This is a genomic window from Mesorhizobium sp. WSM4846 (assembly GCF_055811415.1).
The window spans coordinates 1-16,820 of sequence record NZ_JBVVPZ010000058.1 but is presented as its reverse complement, the minus strand read 5'-3'; the positions used below and the strand labels follow the sequence as shown (position 1 = coordinate 16,820).

The window sequence follows — 16,820 nt, the reverse complement described above, 5'->3', positions numbered from 1 at the left end:
TTGTTCGGATGACAACCATCCACGCCCTAAACACATCGAAGGAGGAATTGGGCGTGCCTGGGTCCGCGCCTGTGTGGCGTTGGCCGACAAACGCTTTGCGGTGGGCGGGAATCCCGCACACACGGCGATTGAGATGCTGACGATCCGCGATGGAAGAGGCTCGCGGCATTCAGCAGCCCCGTCTTCATCAAGCATGGATCCTACCCTGTGCATTATCGATCTCGCAGATGCGATCGAATTTGTGGAGGAGTGGCCGGGGGATCGCCGCAGTCTGATCCATGAACAGCCCTTCACCGGTGCTACCAAGCACAAGACGCCGCACGCCGATGGGCGTGGCCCGCGATGCCTTTGTCGGCTCCGCAATCCTGAAAGACTTCGTGGCGGAAATGCCGTGGATCGCTGCTTCCAATTCGGGCGGTGGACAGGTGCAGGTTCGTTCGGCCGTCCACCTCATTTTGTGCCGCATATGCCGGGCTGCCCGGTCGCTTTGTTGGGCAGGGCACGACCGATGGAGGCAGAATATCACCAACTGCGCCGGATGCGGCTGACCATGGTGGAGAACGACGAGCGTGCAACCACGGAACCGGCTGCGCGCTACGCGGGTCGAAGGTCACGGCCATAAGGCGGAGGTCAACTTCGCAGGGAGCGCGGCGGTCCTCTCTCGTTCGAAGACAGAGCAGTCCTGACCGATCGCTCGTAGAGGGGAGGCCATGCCATAATTGCACCGAAAGCCGACCCTGGCCGAACCAGGAACGCTTGAAAGAGCAGATCACGCTTTCGCGCATACAAGGAAGGGGAGGAAAGCGTCATGCTCTTCACTGGGATCGTGATCCCGTGCAGCCGCGACCGCTCACATCGAACCACACTCGCCAGCTTATTACGACGCCAGCACGCTGACGATGACTGTGACTGTGGCTCACCGCCTCAGCATGGCCGCAATGCCATGACGGACAAAGGGAAGATGTTGGCCGAAGCGCAGCCCCACATGTCTTGCAAGCCGTGCAGCCGGGTGCTCGCTTGAGTAGACTCTGTGGAGCATGTCGGGATCGGCAATGTCGCGACGGTCGCGCCATACTGTCAGGATACCATGGGCGAGTTGCCTCTGGCCGCCGAGGCCGATGTTGAAGCCATGCGCGGTCACCGGGTGCATGCCAATGGCAGCGTCGCCTATCGATGCGGCGCTCGGCGCCCGGAACCTGTGCGCCCAGGTGGTGACCAACGGATAAATATGGCGGTTGGTTGCCAAGCTCATGTTGCCGAGGCGCCCTCGACAGTGCTTCGTCAACTCCATCAGGAACAACTCGTCGTCGAGGGCAAGCAGTCTGTCGGCCTCGTTTGAGGGCAAAGTCAAAAGCAGCGACGACATGCCTCGCGCGAGGGGCAACATCGCTATCGTCTGATGGTGATCGAACCATTCGATCGCGATCTAGTGGTGGGGGCGCTGATGCCTCACTCGGCAAATCAGCATCGAGCTGCCAAGCCGTTTGATATCGGCGCCGATGCCGAGCAGATTGCGGGTGGCGGACAAACGCGAATCGGCGGCAACGAGAAGTCGAGCGGTCAGTCGCCTGCCGTTGGAGAGCGTTCTGACTGCTCCCTGATGGCTGTTTGTTGCACGCGCGACCGAGTGGCCGCACAGCAGCCCGGCATGGCCCTGCAAGCGGATGATCTTGAACAGGGCATCGCGAATCCGGCAAATTCGGGACCAGAACGCCAGTGGTTCCGCGGATCCGCCAGGGGAATCGAAACACAGCGCAAAAGAGGGCTCGATTCGTTGAGGACGCGTGCGCCTTGAAGCGGTGACTTGTCAGAGCCGCGGATAGCATCCCAGGCGCCGAGCTCGCGAAGGATCCCAATAGAAGCGTGGGTGAGCGCGATCTCGCGACCGTCGAAAGCCGGATTTTCCAGTCTTTCCAGGGACTGCCCTTCGACAACCGCCAGTTTGAGCTCGCTGTGGCAAGCGATGCGGCGAAGGAAAGTCCGACCGGCCCGGCGCCAACGACAATGATGTCGAAGCTGTCATCAAAGCCGGCCATCAGCGTGCCGCCAGCGCGTTGGCTATGCCCGACAGATCATGAAGCGCTCCCATGGCCCACATTTTGCGGCAATCGATACGGCAAAGCTGACCAAGAACGAGCGTCGCTTCCTTGCAGAAAGGGCAATGACGGTCATTACATGCCGACGGGTCAAGCCGCAGCCCGTCTCGTCGGACTGGGCGAGACATTGCATGAGGCCTAACGGGCAATCGTTGAGCCATCCCCAGACGCCTCAACATTGCCGAAAAAGTAAAATGGGCATTGTCTTCCGGGTTATTCAACAACTCCGAGAGGCGCTGCTGTTTCGAGCCAGCGCTGGAAGAGCTGCGACGGTTATTTCATTCGAGGCTTCAGCTGCTAGGACATTCGATGCTGCGGATAAACAGCGGCGACGGGCTCGAACCAGCCGAGCAGAGCATCGTCTGGCGCCGGAGTTGTCGCGGCGAGCGGTCGCAGCTGATCGGCTTCACTTGGCGGCGGAAGCTGTGCGCACGGCACGATGATCAGGGGTGGTTGGGGTCGATGCCAATCAAGCTAAGGCCAAGCGTGCTCACCGCATAGGCGGTCATCTGCCACTGCCATCCCAGAGCGTCAGGATGCTCTGCGCGATAGCTTGGCGCGCTGCACACGCGAGCGATTTGTTCAGGGCAAGCCGGTTCATCAACGAGACCCGCTGCTGCAGGAGTTGTAAACGCCCGCACCATGGCGCCGCGAATCCCCGCTTGTGGCGCCATGACCTTGAGGCGAGTGAGTTCGGCGCTAACAACGCAGACTGAAGCAGGCCGATCAGCCCGGCCCATGCCGGAGAGCACGGCGACCAATGCCGTCAGCTACACCACCTAGGGGGGACACGACCCAGGACACGATCCCGCCTGCGGCTAAGCGCGAGTTGAAAAGCATACGTCCACGTCCGCCATTACCGCATGCACCGTCTTGGATAACGCCTGCCCCGAGGCATGGCGGGGCCCCGGTTGGCGTTCGTATCGACGGCAGGTTCCTAAGCAGCGACTCCCGTGAGGTCGAGCAGTTCTAACTGGCGGCTTGAGTCGACTGCGCTCACGCACAGCCGTTCCAGGTGCAGCCCTTTATGCGGCCCTCGCCCTTCCCATTGGCTTGGGCAAGCTTTTGGGTGGTCCTCAGCACCGCCGGTCGCAGAGAGGTCCGGCTTGCACCGTTAGCACAGGCCAATATTGCGGCCGCCTCGGATGTATGCGTCCCTCTCTTCTGTTTGGCCTAACCGAACAAGCTCGCACCCGGTCGGAACATGCAGTCCAACCAGGATGCGTGCATCCACATCAAGCCCCATGAAGGCGAAGAAAATCCTCATACGTCGCTTGCAACCCGGCACCAAGAGACGTTTTGGCTTTCCAGCCAAGCTTACGCAAGCGCGTTACGTCCAGTAACTTGCGCTGAGTACCGTCTGGCTTCGTCGTGTCGAATACCAGATTGCCCTCCCAGCAGACCGCCGCCTTAACGAGTTCCGCCACCTCGCGAATTGTGACATCCTCGCCAACGCCAACATTAATCAGGGGCGCAGTGTCGGGGGCTGTCAAGGCGTCAAAATCCGAATCTGGCAGGCCAAGCAGGAACGCAATGGCATCGCCTATATCCGACGAATACATAAACTCTCGCCGAGGATTTCCGGATCCCCAGACCCCCACCGAGGAGTCGCCGTTTATTTTAGCTTGATGAAAACGGCGTATCAGAGCAGGCAGAACGTGGCATTTTTCGGGGTGATAATTATCGCCGGGACCATATAAGCTGGTCGGCATCAACGCGAGATAGCGCGTCTGGTACTGCCGGTTAAAAGACCAGCATGATTCGACTCCTGCGATTTTTGCCAAAGCAAAGGGACGATTTGTCGCTTCAAGCGGACCGGTGAGAAGGTATTCCTCCCGTATCGGCTGCGGACAGTCGCGTGGATAGATACATGAGGAGCCAAGAAAAATCATCCGTTCGACGCCGGAAGCGTAAGCGGCATCAAAAACACTGAGTTGGATCGCGAGGTTGTTATGAAGGAAATCGACAGGAGAGCTAGCGTTCGCCATTATACCACCAACCTTTGCGGCGCACATAATGACGTAATCGGGCCGCCGCGACATGAAGAACCTGCGCGTCTCGGTCCGGTCAAATAGATCCAGTTGGTCGTGAGTACGTGTTATTATCTCATACGATCCTAACGCCTCGAGGGCACTCATTGTGGCGGATCCAACAAGGCCGCTATGGCCTGCCACATAGACTTTCTTCATCTTTTTGTTTCCCATGTGATAACGCTATGGACGCCCTTAAGAAGGCACCCTAACGCTGACAACAAGCCAGCATGGCGCCGCCGTTGTCATCATAACTCTCGTGGACTGTATGAATAATAACCCTGCGTCATCAGCACTGCGTCACGCTCTGCCATGCGCAAATCTTCCCGAACCATCTCCCTAACCAATTCAATGAAGGAGATTTTTGGCTCCCACCCAAGTTTTTCTTTGGCCTTGCGGGCATCGCCGAGAAGTGTCTCGACTTCTGCAGGACGAAAATAACGGGGATCTACTTTTACGATCAAAGCTCCCGTCTTTGCATCGTATCCCTCTTCGTCGACCCCTTCCCCAACCCAACGAACACCAATGCCGAGTTCAGCGGCCGCGACCGTGACAAATTCGCGCACCGAATGTTGCTCACCGCTAGCGATCACAAAGTCTTCAGCTTGCTCCTGCTGCAGCATCAACCACTGCATCTGGACGTAGTCTCGAGCGTGCCCCCAATCGCGAAGAGCATTAAGGTTGCCCAAGAATAGATTCGGCTGCATTCCAAGCTTAATCCGAGCCAGGGCGCGCGTGATTTTTCGCGTTACAAATGTTTCTCCGCGCGCGGGTGACTCATGATTAAATAAAATGCCGTTACATGCGTACAAGTTGTAAGCTTCTCGATAATTTACGGTGATCCAGTGAGCATACAATTTGGCAACAGCGTAGGGTGATCGGGGGTAGAACGGTGTCGTCTCGGTCTGTGGCGTTTCCCGCACCAGCCCGTAGAGCTCAGACGTCGAGGCTTGGTAGTAGCGCGTATGCTCGACGAGCCCCAGGATCCGAATTGCCTCGAGGATACGCAGCGCACCCAACGCGTCCGAGTTCGCGGTGTATTCTGGTTGTTCAAAGGAGACTGCAACGTGGCTCTGAGCTGCCAGATTGTAAATTTCGTCCGGCTGAACCAGTTGGATGACGCGCGTAAGGCTGGACGAGTCTGTCAAGTCCCCGTGGTGAAGTGTAAGATCAACGCCACTTTCATGAGGATCATGATAGAGATGGTCTATACGGCCCGTATTGAAAAGAGACGATCGTCTTTTTATCCCATGCACAGAATAGCCCTTTTCCAGCAGCAATTCTGCGAGGTAGGAACCGTCTTGCCCCGTGACCCCGGTGATTAAAGCGACTTTTCTCTTTGACAAGCTTGAATCCTTTTGATTTTGACGCGCCGAAGAAAATGCTCGCCTGCGGCAGGATTGCGTGGCGAGAAAGGGGCGCATTGGGCAGGGCGAACGGGGCCTCTGCGCGAAGGCAAGGGAGAGTTAGAGCGGGATGCCAACCCCTTCATGGGGTCGGGGAACGGTCGAAAGAGTTATCAATCAAGATCAAACGACGCGGGTCATTCAGATCGAATTCGACAATTCGTGGCACGAAGAGGCGGGCATAGCGGGAGAAGGCGCTAGTCGGAGGAAACCGAATTACAGTGTCGCATCTACCAAGGAGATACATCTCAACGAGAGCGGAAAAACCCCCGTCAATGCCCAGTGCTGCACTGTTTAAGGGGCCGGCCTGATCCGCTTGGAAGCGTTTTGGGACGGTGAAAAGTTCGGGAAATACGCCCGACAAGTGATCAACAACCTGGGCGCTGTCTGTACACAAGAACACCCTTACAGGCCTTGGATGCGGTTGCGCTTTGGCCATACGAATGGCAGTGCATACCTGCTCTAAGGCAACCTTTGGATCAGCCCAGTAAGGTGCGTGATCCATAATATCTCCGCCGTTGCCGTGGCGGACATGGACCCCAATTATGCTGTGCCCGGCAAAGTGTTCCTGGTAGAGCGCTTCAATCCGATCCTCAATTTCGACCCTCGGTCTGATGCTCCGAAATATCGTTCGCTCGGCTTGCTCATCGCAGCGCCACATCAAGCAAGCATCACACACTACTGTGTTAGCTTCACAATCATCTTGGGCCTGGAAAAGATCGTTAAGCTCGTCACGTTCTTGGAAAATCTGTTCATCCGGACGGTACACGCAGTCGATGGATGGCTTGTTCCACCACGACGGGAAGAAGGGACCGGGGAATGAGACGTGGTTGATCTCGTCATCGCAAATGACCCGTACACCACCGATCTCTTCAATTGGCTTGAAGAAAGCCGGAAAGGCATTCGCAAACGGGTTGTCGAGGTAACAAGAGCCGCGCCAATCTATTGCTAAAGCCCGTCCCGTCCGATGTGCGTAGTCCCATGCCGACGCGAGAGACCACAAGCAATCACCGAGACCCTCGCGCCGTCGAGAAACAACGAACCGATCCATCCTTGAGCCATCAACAAGCATCTAAATTGCCTCTTTCCAAAACAACCACAAACCTCAGCTTTGCTGCTGCCTTTGAGGCAAGCGCCTGCGCAATTCGGGGAGCTTGTCGTGCTGCGCCAATGCGATGCAGCTTGCGTCGATCGCGGAAGTGCCTGGCCGCGATGGACGCGCGCCTAGGCTGGTATTCGGCGCACACCAGAAAATGCTCTTTGGAGCCAACGCAGACATCAACGACTTTCCCTAAAGGCTTACATCTTTGAATTCGTTCTATGCAACGTGCCGCAACATTCGTAAAATCGTCTGTTTCGATGAAACGCATCCACGTTATGGATGGCTAGTGACATGGGTTCCAGGGCGTTGACCTGAACCCTCTCGTTGTGCGTCACTGCTAATCCCAGCGGAAGCTTACGGCGGCAGCACGCAGCATGACCCAAGTCAGCCGGCCATGAGCGCGACCGCAACGACGACATCCGACGGAGCCGTGACTTCACTTGCACACTTCCTCAGATCATCATCCCTGCTGGAAGACCTGGGCAGAGCCGGCGATATCACGAGCGATGCAATTATCGCGGCCGATGCAAAGCCACGCTTTCGCTTAACGCGCGCCAAGCGGGCGTGGGTGCGGGGCTCGACCTGTGGCGTTTTCTTTCTTGCTCGTCGATCCAGCAATCGATGTGCAAATCCGGCGGCCGGACGGCAGCGATGTCGAGCAGGTCAAACCATTGCGATGGTAATGGCCGGCGCGAAGCCTGCTGAGCGGACCGCGCTCGATTTTCTGTGCCGTCTGAGCGGCATTGCTACGGCTACGGCCGCGTTGTTTGTCGAAGCGATACGCGGTCAGGCAATCACCGCTTCGCGCTCGACGACGCGGTGCTCAAGGACAACCACATCGCCATTGCCGGCGACATCCGCACCGCAATCGAGCGGGCGCCTAGCGCCATAGGTCACATGGTCAAGATCGAGGTAGAGGTGGACAGGCTGGACCAGTTGGAGATAGCGCTTACAGTGGGCGTCGACGGCATGCTCCTCGACAACATGTCGGTCGAGGAGCTTGCGCAAGCTGTGCCTATGTCGGGCGCAGCGCGATCACCGAGGCCTCGGGCTTGAGTAACGCGGGCGAGCGCCCGGCAATTGCGGCGACCGGCGTGGACCGCATATCGGTGGCTGGCTTACCCGCAGCGCGCCCATTCTCGACATCGGTTTCGTGCTCGGCGCCGGCGGCATGCTGATGTACCCGGCCTGGGTTCTGACCGAATTGAAGAAGATCACTGAGGCCTCCGGCACGCTCCTGATCGCCGACGAAGTGATGACCGGTTGGGGAGCGCACCGGAACCATGTTCGCCTGCGAACAGGCGAACATCTCTCCAGATATCCTGTGCACCTCGAAGGGCTCGATTTTGGGATAGTCGATGCCCGTCGATTTCAGGGTGACGGGATTCAGGTCTGAAACGTCGGTGCGCGGAAGCTCGCGCTCGGATCGATTTAGATCGCAGATCTGCACGCTAATTCAGCCTTGATCCACAGCTAATGTGAATGGGAACGCGTATTCAGTCCTAGTAGCTCTGCAAAAATCCTCCGCTCTGGTGCCCTCAGCGCCATCACCCGGCACTTCAAGATGTCTCATAGCTCCGGACCGTTCCGAACGATCAGGGTGCCGGACGGCCACTCGCTCATCGAGCGTCCAATCGGCACAACCACGACGAGCACGTCCTCGACGCGCGTGGGCGGCAGGTCAAGACACACATCTGCGAGAGTGGACCGCACGCGAACGCCCGACACAATAGCCGCCAGGCCGTCTCTGCAGATCCTCTCAAAATGGTTCCGCATTGCGTGCCGAACGGTGCCGAAAGCGAATGGAACCCCAAGCTGCTGCATTACTGGATATAGAACGCGCATTGAATGACCGATCCCTTGTCCCTCAAGATCCGGACGCACCCCGTACAACCCCAGGTCGGCCACCAGGAGGTCTACCTCGTCAACCTTGATGAAGCGGCGTAGTATGCCGATATGAGCCGCTACGCCGTGCGCGTCGTAACTGATTGCGCGGAGCTCCGGCCTCGCACCGGCCCAGCTACGGCCGCCTTCGAATGGCTCTGAGTTGGAGGCCCCAGTCGGTCCGTAGGTCTTTCGGAAGAACTCGGAGAGTTCGACATGGTCGGCCTGTTGCAACTCATTTTCCCAGCACAACTTCCACCGCACGTCAGAGTACATGGAAAAACCTCATCTTTGTTGCTGCTTTGTTGAGGTAAGCCCCTACGCATAGGGACGTTTGTCGCATCGAGCCGGGTCGATGTAGCTTGCTCAGATCACGGAAGAAACTAGCCGCAATCAAGATGCGAGTCCGTTGTGTTCGGCGCACACGGAAGGCGTACACCAGAAAATGCTGCTCGGAGCCAATACAAACATCGTTAATTACCTTTTGGCTTAGATCCTTGATATCTTGCTAGGCGACGTTCTGCAGAATTGGCAAATCGTTTGTTTCGATGAATGCATCCACGCCATGGATAGGAATAGCCCTGCGTTTCAAAGCGCTTGATCTAAACCTGCGCCCAAGGCGGCCTTTATCACACGAGGCTTCGACCCGGCCAGTTGCCCGACCGACCCGCTCGTCAGCTGCCGGCCCAATCGACTGCTATCTGGGAGGGAACCTTCCTCCACCGTTGATACGCGTCCTCGTGCGCACTGAACTTTTAGGCTAAATCATTGCCATGCCGCCGTTCACATGAACGGTTTGGCCGGTGATGTAGGCGGCCTCGTTCGAGGCCAGGTAGACCACAGCCGAGGCGACTTCCACGCCGGTGCCCATGCGCCTGGCCGGAATCGCGGCCATGATCGCTTCTTTCTGCTTGTCGTTCAGCTTGTCAGTCATCGCCGATTCGATGAAGCCCGGCGCCACGCAGTTCACTGTCACGCCGCGCGTCGCGATCTCCTGCGCCAGCGATTTCGACATGCCGATCATGCCAGCCTTTGACGCGCAATAGTTCGCCTGGCCGGGATTGCCGGTTACACCGGACACGGAGGTGATGTTGATGATGCGGCCGTTGCGGCGGCGCATCATCGAATAGGTCAGTTCGCGTGTGAGCCGGAACACGGCGGTCAGGTTGACCTCGAGTACCGCGTCCCAGTCCGCGTCCGACATCCGGATAAAAAGCCCGTCCTTGGTGATCCCGGCATTGTTGACCAGTATGTCGACGCCTTCGAGTTCGGCTTCCGCCTTTGCGGCCAGCGCCTTGACCTCGTCGCGGTTCGAGAGGTTCGCCGGAAACAGTTTTGTCCGCTCGCCAAGCTCGGCAGCCAACGCCTCGAGCTTTTCGACACGCGTGCCGTGCAGGCCGACGGTTGCGCCCTGCGCGTGCAGCGCCCGCGCCACAGCCTCGCCGATTCCACCGCTTGCTCCGGTGACGAGCGCGTTGCGGCCGGTCAGATCGAACATTTATCGATTCCCTTTCTAAGGACCGGCTTCGCACGGAAGCGGTCACTGGCGGCCCTGCGCCGTCCAGACATTATCGGGTACAGCTGCTGGACAGGCCTCGAGCCGAACTCGGAGGGCCTCGCTTAATCTTCCGGGTAGCGGTACGTCCACGTCGCTTCAACAGCTGAGAATTTTGCAAAAACGTGCCCCGGCTCGTCCAGCTTCCGCAGCGCATTCACCGAGGCGGTCCAAGGCCACGCCCTTCACAATCGTGATCCGGCAAAGATTTGGAAATGAGAGATAGAGTTACTGGAGGAATGTCGCATGGCTTCTACACCTGCTTGAACGCCAGAACTGCGTTCATGCCGCCCATGGCGAAGGCGTTGCTCAGTGCCACGCGCACCTTGCGCTCGCGCGCCACATTGGGCGTGACGTCGAGATCGCAATCGGGGTCTGGCTCGCGATAATTGGCGGTCGGCGGCACGACGCCCTCCTGGATCGCCATCACGGAGGCGATCATTTCAAGTGCGCTCGCTGCGCCGAGGCAATGCGCGTGCATGGACTTGGTGGACGAGACAGACATCGAATAGGCATGGCCTCCGAAGACGCGCTTGATCGCCGCCGTCTCGGTCTGATCGTTGGCCTTGGTGCCGGTGCCGTGGGCGTTGAGGTAATCCACGTCCTCGGCATTCAGCCCGGCGTCGGCAAGGCAAGCGCGCATGGCGGCCTCCGGCCCCTCGATAGACGGCGCGACGATGTGGAAGGCATCCGCGGAAAGGCCTATGCCTGCGATCTCAGCAAGCATTGTGGCACCGCGCGCCGCGGCATGCTCATAGCTTTCCAACACGGCCATGCCCGCACCCTCACCTATCACCACTCCCTTCCTGTCGGCGGAGAAGGGCCGGCAAGTATCCGGAGCGAGCGCGCGCATTGCTTCCCATGCCTTCATCTGAAGCCATACGAGTGGCGCCTCGGCGCCTCCGGCAAGCATCACGTCGGCCCGGCCGAGCCTGATCTGATCCGCCGCCGAAGCGATCGCATGGTTGGCTGATGCGCATGCGGAGGCGATGGCAAAGACCGGGCCGCGCAGGCCTAGGCTCATGCTGACCTGGCTGGCAGCGGCGCTCGGCAACCCCCTTGGTGCAGTGTAAATGCCCACACGCCTCGCACCGTCCAAAAAGAGGTCGCGGTAGGTTTCTTCGACCGTTCCCCACCCCCAGCCGCAGACGCCTACTGCCGCGCCGAAGCGATACGGATTTCCCTCGTCGCAGGAAAGTCCGGCGTGTTGCATGGCTTCGCGCGCTGCAAGCACAGCGAGCAAGCTGAGGCGGTCCATGGAGACGAGCTGGTTGCGGCCGATGTCGTGCTTCGGCAGCTCCTTGATCTCGGTACCGACAGTGCCCTTCATCTCATGAAGCTCGGAAGTGACCATCGGGCGGACGGCGGAGCGGCCTTCGCGCATCTCTTTCCAGATAGAGGCGGCGTTGTTGCCTAGGCCGCAAAGCCCGCCCATCCCAGTAATGACGACTCGCCTGTCCAATCAGACCTCCTTCGCGAGCAAACCGCGGACGGCTTCCACCATGTCGCCGACATTCTTGAGATTCGACCAGGCGTCGGCCGCGTTCATGTCGATCTTGATGTCGTAGGCCTGCTCCACATCCCAGAGGAGATCCGCCAGACCCAGCGAATCGACTCCGAGCGAGGTCAGTTCCGTGGCAGTCGTTATTTCGCCGATGATGGACGCACTCTCGCCGCTCTCCGATTCGACGCGGTTCTTGATCGTGGCAATGATTTCCGTCGCGAGTTGATCAGCCATTCTGTTCCTTTCCATAGCAATGCCTTTTGACGTGGGTGCGGCGCCATACCTCTGCCAGTCACGTCGCGAAAATCGTCCCTGACCAGGCTTGTGCCACTCACCAACAGCAATCGGAATAAAAAGACCGGATGAGTTCCGGTTGGTCTGCGGCGTAGGCATCCAACTGCAACTCATTTTCCTGGGGCAACTTCCATCGCACGTCTGAGCTCATGGAAATTTCTCCTTCGGGCTCTTTTTTCGCTAGCGTCACACGATAAGGGTAGCGGGCGATCAGGGCGTGTGAGGTGCTGTCAATGCGAGATTCCGGAAGATTGATAAAATCGTTTGTTTCGATGAGATGCATCCACCCTGTGGATAGAGATACATTCCAATGAACGGGCAAGCCTCTGGTTGCGGGAGATAATGCTACAGGAGACATCCCGCATGGCTCCACGCAAAAGCTCGGCACGTCTCGGGCGCTACTAGATGCTCAGCGCCTCACACTCGCTCTCTACGGTGCGACGAAGCGCGCTGGCGGTCGCGGAAGGCACAAAGGTTACCAATCCGCAGTGTGGATTCATCCTGTGGCTCGACCTTCCGCATACCATCGATTCGCTCGACTCTTTCAGGGCTGCATCGCGGCGGCGGCATGGGCGGTATGGGCGGTATGGGTTTCTAAGCTCTGCGCCTCTCACCAATCTCAAAGGGCGGCGGCAATGCCGCCCCCTTTTTTGGAACGGAGCCGGTCGGAAAAGGTTTGGGGCTTGGTCATCGGTGGTTCCTTCGCAGGTTGTGTCAGCAACCCAACCCTACCGAAGAACATCAATGACCGCCGCTACGCCGCTCGCTCGCTACAGCGCCGCGATCCTCGCCTTCGGCCTTGTCTACATGCATCCTTTTTTCGGGGACGGTAACGGCCGCATTCACTGCAACCTGATCCACCACGTGCTTGCCGTGCGCCGCTTCAACCCGCCGGGAGTGGTGTTTCCTATCTCGGCCGCGATACTGGACTCATGCCAACGACACGATTTATGCCGCTATTTCTACGCTTCCAACCTGAAGCGTGTCTGGCGTGTGGCGCCACCTCTTTGACGGGCAGCCCCAACACGTCGGCGACATATCCGAGCGCTAGCATATCACCCTCCATTCGATTGCATCTAATTAGAATCCGAACTTCGATACTTTCAATTAAATGCCAATCCTGGTCTAAATGACTGCATTCTCCAGTTAACTGTCATGAGACATATAATAGATTAAAAACATTTTCTGATTGAGTGAGTTCATATTATATTAATATTATGTAGCAAAATATAAACCGTCATAATTATTAATGAACTGGTTGTTTCAAACGCATGAAAAGCAATTAACCCCTTTCTGATTCTGATGCTGACAATGGAGTGGGACAACAGAAGCAGGCGCGATCTCATCTGAGTGGCATGAGATGATGGGCGAGAGATGATGACACTGAATGAGCCGGGGGAGCTTACGGTGTCAATTTCTATGTCTGCGCCTATGTCTGATGACAGAGGTTTCCATGTTCTTGAGGCGGCTCCGAACCGGGACCGACGATGACGTCGGCACCGTCGACATGATCCGGCAGACCGGCAAGTCCAAGAGCTGCTTATGGCGTTGGCAGAGCGCCCCAATTCCTCAATGCGGGTAACAATCCGCTGCATTGCGGCCGGATCTCCGGAACGGATCGGCTCATCATCAGCGCCGTGCGGGAACGCGTTCCGCTTGGCAGCCTTGCGGGCCGTCGCCTCGTGCGCTTTCAGCTCGGCGCAGCGGGCGTCCGAAATCCTCATGCGCTTTTCATTGCGAGCCACGCGAAAGTGCTCGCGGTTCACTCCGCCTAAAAAATTCGCTCTAACGAGCAGCCCTGATCAGCCTCTCAGCAAGACTTGTCTTTCGAGCGATGATTTCTGATCCTTCATAGGAAAGATGGCCGCTGTCCCGGTAGAGGAATTTGCCATCGATCTCGGTTCTGCATTTTGTGTCGTCGCAGAGAAAGTCGTGGTAAGAGACAACCTCTACGTCAGCTTTCAAAGCCACCTGGTTCAAGAGCTCAAGAGTGCGGGATCGCATCCGGCGGTAATCGGTGACATAAATTTCGCAGTCACTGTGCCGCCCGAGCATAAGATTTCCCCTCACCTTTCGCTCAAGGCAATCGCCGATATCGAAGCTTGCGACTGGCGGGGGAGCAACTACGACCACTCGCCTGCCCAAAGCGCGAACGGCGTCGACGAGGGACTTGATACCCTCAACGGCTCCATCTACCGAAGTTTCAACTTCCGTGAATGTCCCGTCACGCCTCTTAAGCAGCATGAAGTCTTTTGAATCAGGGGCGTCAAATGGGCTCGAAATGACAACGGTCCTTATCCCCGGCCGATTTTTCAGGATACCCAAAACACTGTCATTGAAGCGAATACAGTCCTCGGCGAAGGAGGGAGACGCTGCGCGCTTGGAGAAGGCAGCAACGCCGATGGCGGGGAAGCACCCGCTCATTGTGAGCTGAGCCAGGCCGGCCTCTCCGATCGTTTTGGCCAAGCCGGGAACCAGTGCCATGGCAAATGAATCGCCCCAAACCAGCATTTCGGGCCTGCCGGTCGTCTGACAGGCCTCGGGAATGCCCTGAGGAGGCGATCCAGATGTGAGATCACATGCCCTTCCCAGGCCGTAATTGATCCGTCGGCTCTCGGAAAAGCCAACCCTACTTTCGGCTGCGCCAATGTCGACTGGCCGTGCGAAGCCGAGAAGAACCGTTGCGGCAACGAGTCCTGAGGCCATCCGTCCACGAGATGCGACGAATCCCTGCCGGAACGGCTTTTCCACGAAACGGTGAAGAACTAAGCTGGCTACAACTGAGAAGGCAACTGCCGCGTAGATCGCAAGCGCGGGAGGCTCTGCCAGCCAAGCAGCCCGCACATATACAAGCACCGGCCAATGGACCAGATAGAGCGAGTACGAGATATCCCCGATCCTTGCCATGCTTCGAACCGCCACATTATCCCTGCTGGGCGACAGCAGGAGGATCAGGGTTGCCAAGCAAACCAAAGCGGCATCCACGATCGGGTTCTGCGAACTAAGTCCAATGGGAATAAGGAGGATAAGCACGAGCGCCGGGAGGCGCAGCGCCGCACACTTGGCCGCCACGCGAGCGCTGGCGGGAAGCAATGCCCCGAGCGAACCAATCGCTATTTCCCAAAAGCGGGTCGGCAAAAGATAAAATGCAGCGTATGGGTGACGAATGGCTACGTAGAGACACAGTGCCAGGCTGGCAACCAGGAGCAAACTAACCGCTGTGAGCCGCCATCTCTTGGGAGCCAAGGCCAAGAAAGCAGGAAGCAGCAGATAACACTGTTCTTCGACAGCGAGCGACCAGAAATGCAGGAGAGGCTTCGTTTCGGCGGATTCGCCGAAATAGTCCGCCTGAGACCAGAGAACGATGTTGCCGGTGAATGTGAGCGCCCCGAGGACCTGACTTCGGAAGTCCCGCAGGCCCACATCCGACAGGAAAAAGGGGGCAGCGATCGTCGTGAGCGCAATGACCACATAGGCCGCGGGCAACAGGCGCTTCGCACGACGATAATAGAATTCCCAATAGCTGAACCGTGACTGCTCAAGCTGGGTCGCGATGAGGCCGGTGATCAGAAAGCCCGAAACTACGAAGAAAATATCAACGCCGAGATAACCAAACGGCGCGATTTGGGTATGATAAAGGACAACCAGCAGGACAGATAGACCCCGCAAGGCCTGGACATCGGCTCGAAAGTCTCGCGGCATAGAAGACCTGATGAAATTTCCGGTTTAATTGGATGAACTGAGGCCTCGCACCAACGATGTGAAAATGGTGCCCTTCTAGATCATCCGCTGGATCGAATTCGGCCGATCTGCCGCACTCGCCCATAACATAAATAAGAAAGTTGCCGGCAGCAGGTGTCGGCGTACTTGCTTTCGGTCAATTGTTGTTCTTCTAATGGAGCATGCCCGCCAATTCGTAAAATCGATTAGTTGAATGCCATACATCCAGGCTATGGATCTCTTGCACAAGCTCTGATGGCATTCGGCGAGGTTGCCGACTGCTTGCCGTCACCGTAAGTTTTTGCCCTCCCACAAAACGTCGAGCCAAAGGCGCCCGCCACGCGCGTTCGCCATTAGGCTTCATCACGCTGCATCTGGCTTCCAGTTCGAATCCACGGCTTTGAAGTAGGCGCGGTAGTTGCGCGCCGCGACACTGGCGTCGCCGATCTGCCGTCGCGTTCTGTCAATCCGCACGAGTGCGGTCTCGACTTCGGCGACCGCGTCCAGCACACCTGATTTGTAGGCGGCCACCGCCACCTTATATGCGGCTGCCGCGCTGCCCACTGCCGCCCGGCGCGAGCCACCGTCAAAAAGCGGGATCGAGACGCCGGGCCGAAGGACCAGGGCAGAGAGGTTCCCATCAGCGATGAACTGTCGATCTTGACCGAGCCGCCGAGGCTGAGGCTCGGCTAGAGATCGGCTTGCCGCGCCGATCTCGGCGAGCGATGCAGCGACCTCGAGCTCAAGGGCGTCGATGTCGGGGCGCTGCCGTAAGGCGTCGGCAGGCACAGCGGATAGCTTGAGGATCCTCGGCGCGTTAACCCTTGCTTGCCCATCGCCAGAATATCGCGGACGTGAGGCTCGTCACCGCCAGTAAGTCGGGCGAGTGACTTGACGAGAACCTCGCACTCGACGTCAGCCCCACCAATCATGAGGCGATCATTTCCTGCGACGCCGATCACCGCCTGCGGAATCGATCGCGACCAGCGCTGAAGCCGATCCGCATCCGCAAGAGCAAGTACCTCAACAATCGGATCAGGACCATCGGCGCATCAAGCGCCGCACTCGGTCGATGCTCGGCTTCAAGTCGATGGCGAGTGCCGATGCCGTCCTTTCCGGCATCGAGATGGTTCACATGATGCGCAAACGGCGGGCGAGGTTCGCCTATAATCCACGTCCCTCGATCGCCGAGCAGTTCGAAATCCTTGCAGCATGATCATCGGCGCGAA

The 16,820-nt window shown here is 58.0% G+C and carries 11 protein-coding genes and 5 pseudogenes; 5 read left to right on the top strand and 11 right to left on the bottom strand.

The window, feature by feature from the left end:
- Positions 1 to 916 precede the first annotated feature (916 nt).
- Positions 917 to 2,036 (bottom strand): annotated as a pseudogene (locus tag AC0L15_RS30265) (FAD-dependent monooxygenase).
- Between the two features lie 23 nt (positions 2,037 to 2,059).
- Between AC0L15_RS30265 and AC0L15_RS30260 the strand changes: the two are divergent.
- Positions 2,060 to 2,238, top strand: a pseudogene (locus AC0L15_RS30260) (SIR2 family protein); the annotation flags it as partial.
- A 1,093-nt stretch (positions 2,239 to 3,331) separates the two neighbouring features.
- On the opposite strand, the gene AC0L15_RS30255 reads toward AC0L15_RS30260, so the two are convergent.
- From AC0L15_RS30255 to AC0L15_RS30240, 4 genes are all read right to left on the bottom strand, one after another.
- Entirely contained in the window at positions 3,332 to 4,285 is a 954-nt protein-coding gene (locus tag AC0L15_RS30255) for a GDP-L-fucose synthase family protein (RefSeq protein ID WP_473498006.1), read from the bottom strand.
- An 89-nt stretch (positions 4,286 to 4,374) separates the two neighbouring features.
- Positions 4,375 to 5,472, bottom strand: coding sequence for a GDP-mannose 4,6-dehydratase (gene gmd / locus AC0L15_RS30250; protein WP_473482486.1), 1,098 nt, complete (start codon positions 5,470 to 5,472; stop codon positions 4,375 to 4,377).
- A gap of 142 nt (positions 5,473 to 5,614) precedes the next feature.
- Entirely contained in the window at positions 5,615 to 6,604 is a 990-nt protein-coding gene (locus AC0L15_RS30245) for a nodulation protein NodZ (protein ID WP_473498004.1), read from the bottom strand.
- Positions 6,594 to 6,902 (bottom strand): hypothetical protein, encoded by a 309-nt coding sequence (locus AC0L15_RS30240; protein ID WP_473498002.1) that lies wholly within the window; start codon positions 6,900 to 6,902, stop codon positions 6,594 to 6,596. Before AC0L15_RS30240 ends, AC0L15_RS30245 begins: the two co-directional genes overlap by 11 nt.
- A 126-nt stretch (positions 6,903 to 7,028) precedes the next feature.
- Here AC0L15_RS30240 and AC0L15_RS30235 point away from each other — a divergent pair.
- Both AC0L15_RS30235 and AC0L15_RS30230 read left to right on the top strand, forming a co-directional pair.
- Positions 7,029 to 7,799 (top strand): annotated as a pseudogene (locus AC0L15_RS30235) (beta/alpha barrel domain-containing protein); the annotation flags it as partial.
- Positions 7,785 to 7,974: pseudogene (locus AC0L15_RS30230) on the top strand (aminotransferase class III-fold pyridoxal phosphate-dependent enzyme); the annotation flags it as partial. The pseudogenes AC0L15_RS30235 and AC0L15_RS30230, both read left to right, overlap by 15 nt.
- A 229-nt stretch (positions 7,975 to 8,203) precedes the next feature.
- On the opposite strand, the gene AC0L15_RS30225 reads toward AC0L15_RS30230, so the two are convergent.
- The 4 genes from AC0L15_RS30225 to AC0L15_RS30210 form a co-directional block, all read right to left on the bottom strand.
- Complete coding sequence (locus AC0L15_RS30225) at positions 8,204 to 8,794, bottom strand: NodA family N-acyltransferase (RefSeq protein WP_473498000.1); 591 nt, start codon at positions 8,792 to 8,794, stop codon at positions 8,204 to 8,206.
- 484 nt (positions 8,795 to 9,278) lie between these two features.
- A complete protein-coding gene (fabG, locus tag AC0L15_RS30220) occupies positions 9,279 to 10,016 on the bottom strand; it encodes a 3-oxoacyl-[acyl-carrier-protein] reductase (RefSeq protein ID WP_473497998.1) in 738 nt (245 codons plus the stop codon).
- A 310-nt stretch (positions 10,017 to 10,326) separates the two neighbouring features.
- Positions 10,327 to 11,535, bottom strand: coding sequence for a beta-ketoacyl-[acyl-carrier-protein] synthase family protein (locus AC0L15_RS30215; protein ID WP_473497997.1), 1,209 nt, complete (start codon positions 11,533 to 11,535; stop codon positions 10,327 to 10,329).
- Positions 11,536 to 11,811, bottom strand: coding sequence for an acyl carrier protein (locus AC0L15_RS30210; RefSeq protein WP_473498024.1), 276 nt, complete (start codon positions 11,809 to 11,811; stop codon positions 11,536 to 11,538).
- A gap of 804 nt (positions 11,812 to 12,615) precedes the next feature.
- On the opposite strand from AC0L15_RS30210, the gene AC0L15_RS30205 reads away from it, so the two are divergent.
- Entirely contained in the window at positions 12,616 to 12,882 is a 267-nt protein-coding gene (locus AC0L15_RS30205; protein ID WP_473497995.1) for a hypothetical protein, read from the top strand.
- Between the two features lie 774 nt (positions 12,883 to 13,656).
- On the opposite strand, the gene AC0L15_RS30200 is transcribed toward AC0L15_RS30205, so the two are convergent.
- Positions 13,657 to 15,573 (bottom strand): acyltransferase family protein, encoded by a 1,917-nt coding sequence (locus AC0L15_RS30200; RefSeq protein WP_473497993.1) that lies wholly within the window; start codon positions 15,571 to 15,573, stop codon positions 13,657 to 13,659.
- A 381-nt stretch (positions 15,574 to 15,954) separates the two neighbouring features.
- Positions 15,955 to 16,380 (bottom strand): TolC family protein, encoded by a 426-nt coding sequence (locus tag AC0L15_RS30195; protein WP_473497991.1) that lies wholly within the window; start codon positions 16,378 to 16,380, stop codon positions 15,955 to 15,957.
- A gap of 122 nt (positions 16,381 to 16,502) precedes the next feature.
- Here AC0L15_RS30195 and AC0L15_RS30190 point away from each other — a divergent pair.
- Positions 16,503 to 16,807, top strand: a pseudogene (locus AC0L15_RS30190) (DDE-type integrase/transposase/recombinase); the annotation flags it as partial.
- Between the last annotated feature and the right edge of the window lie 13 nt (positions 16,808 to 16,820).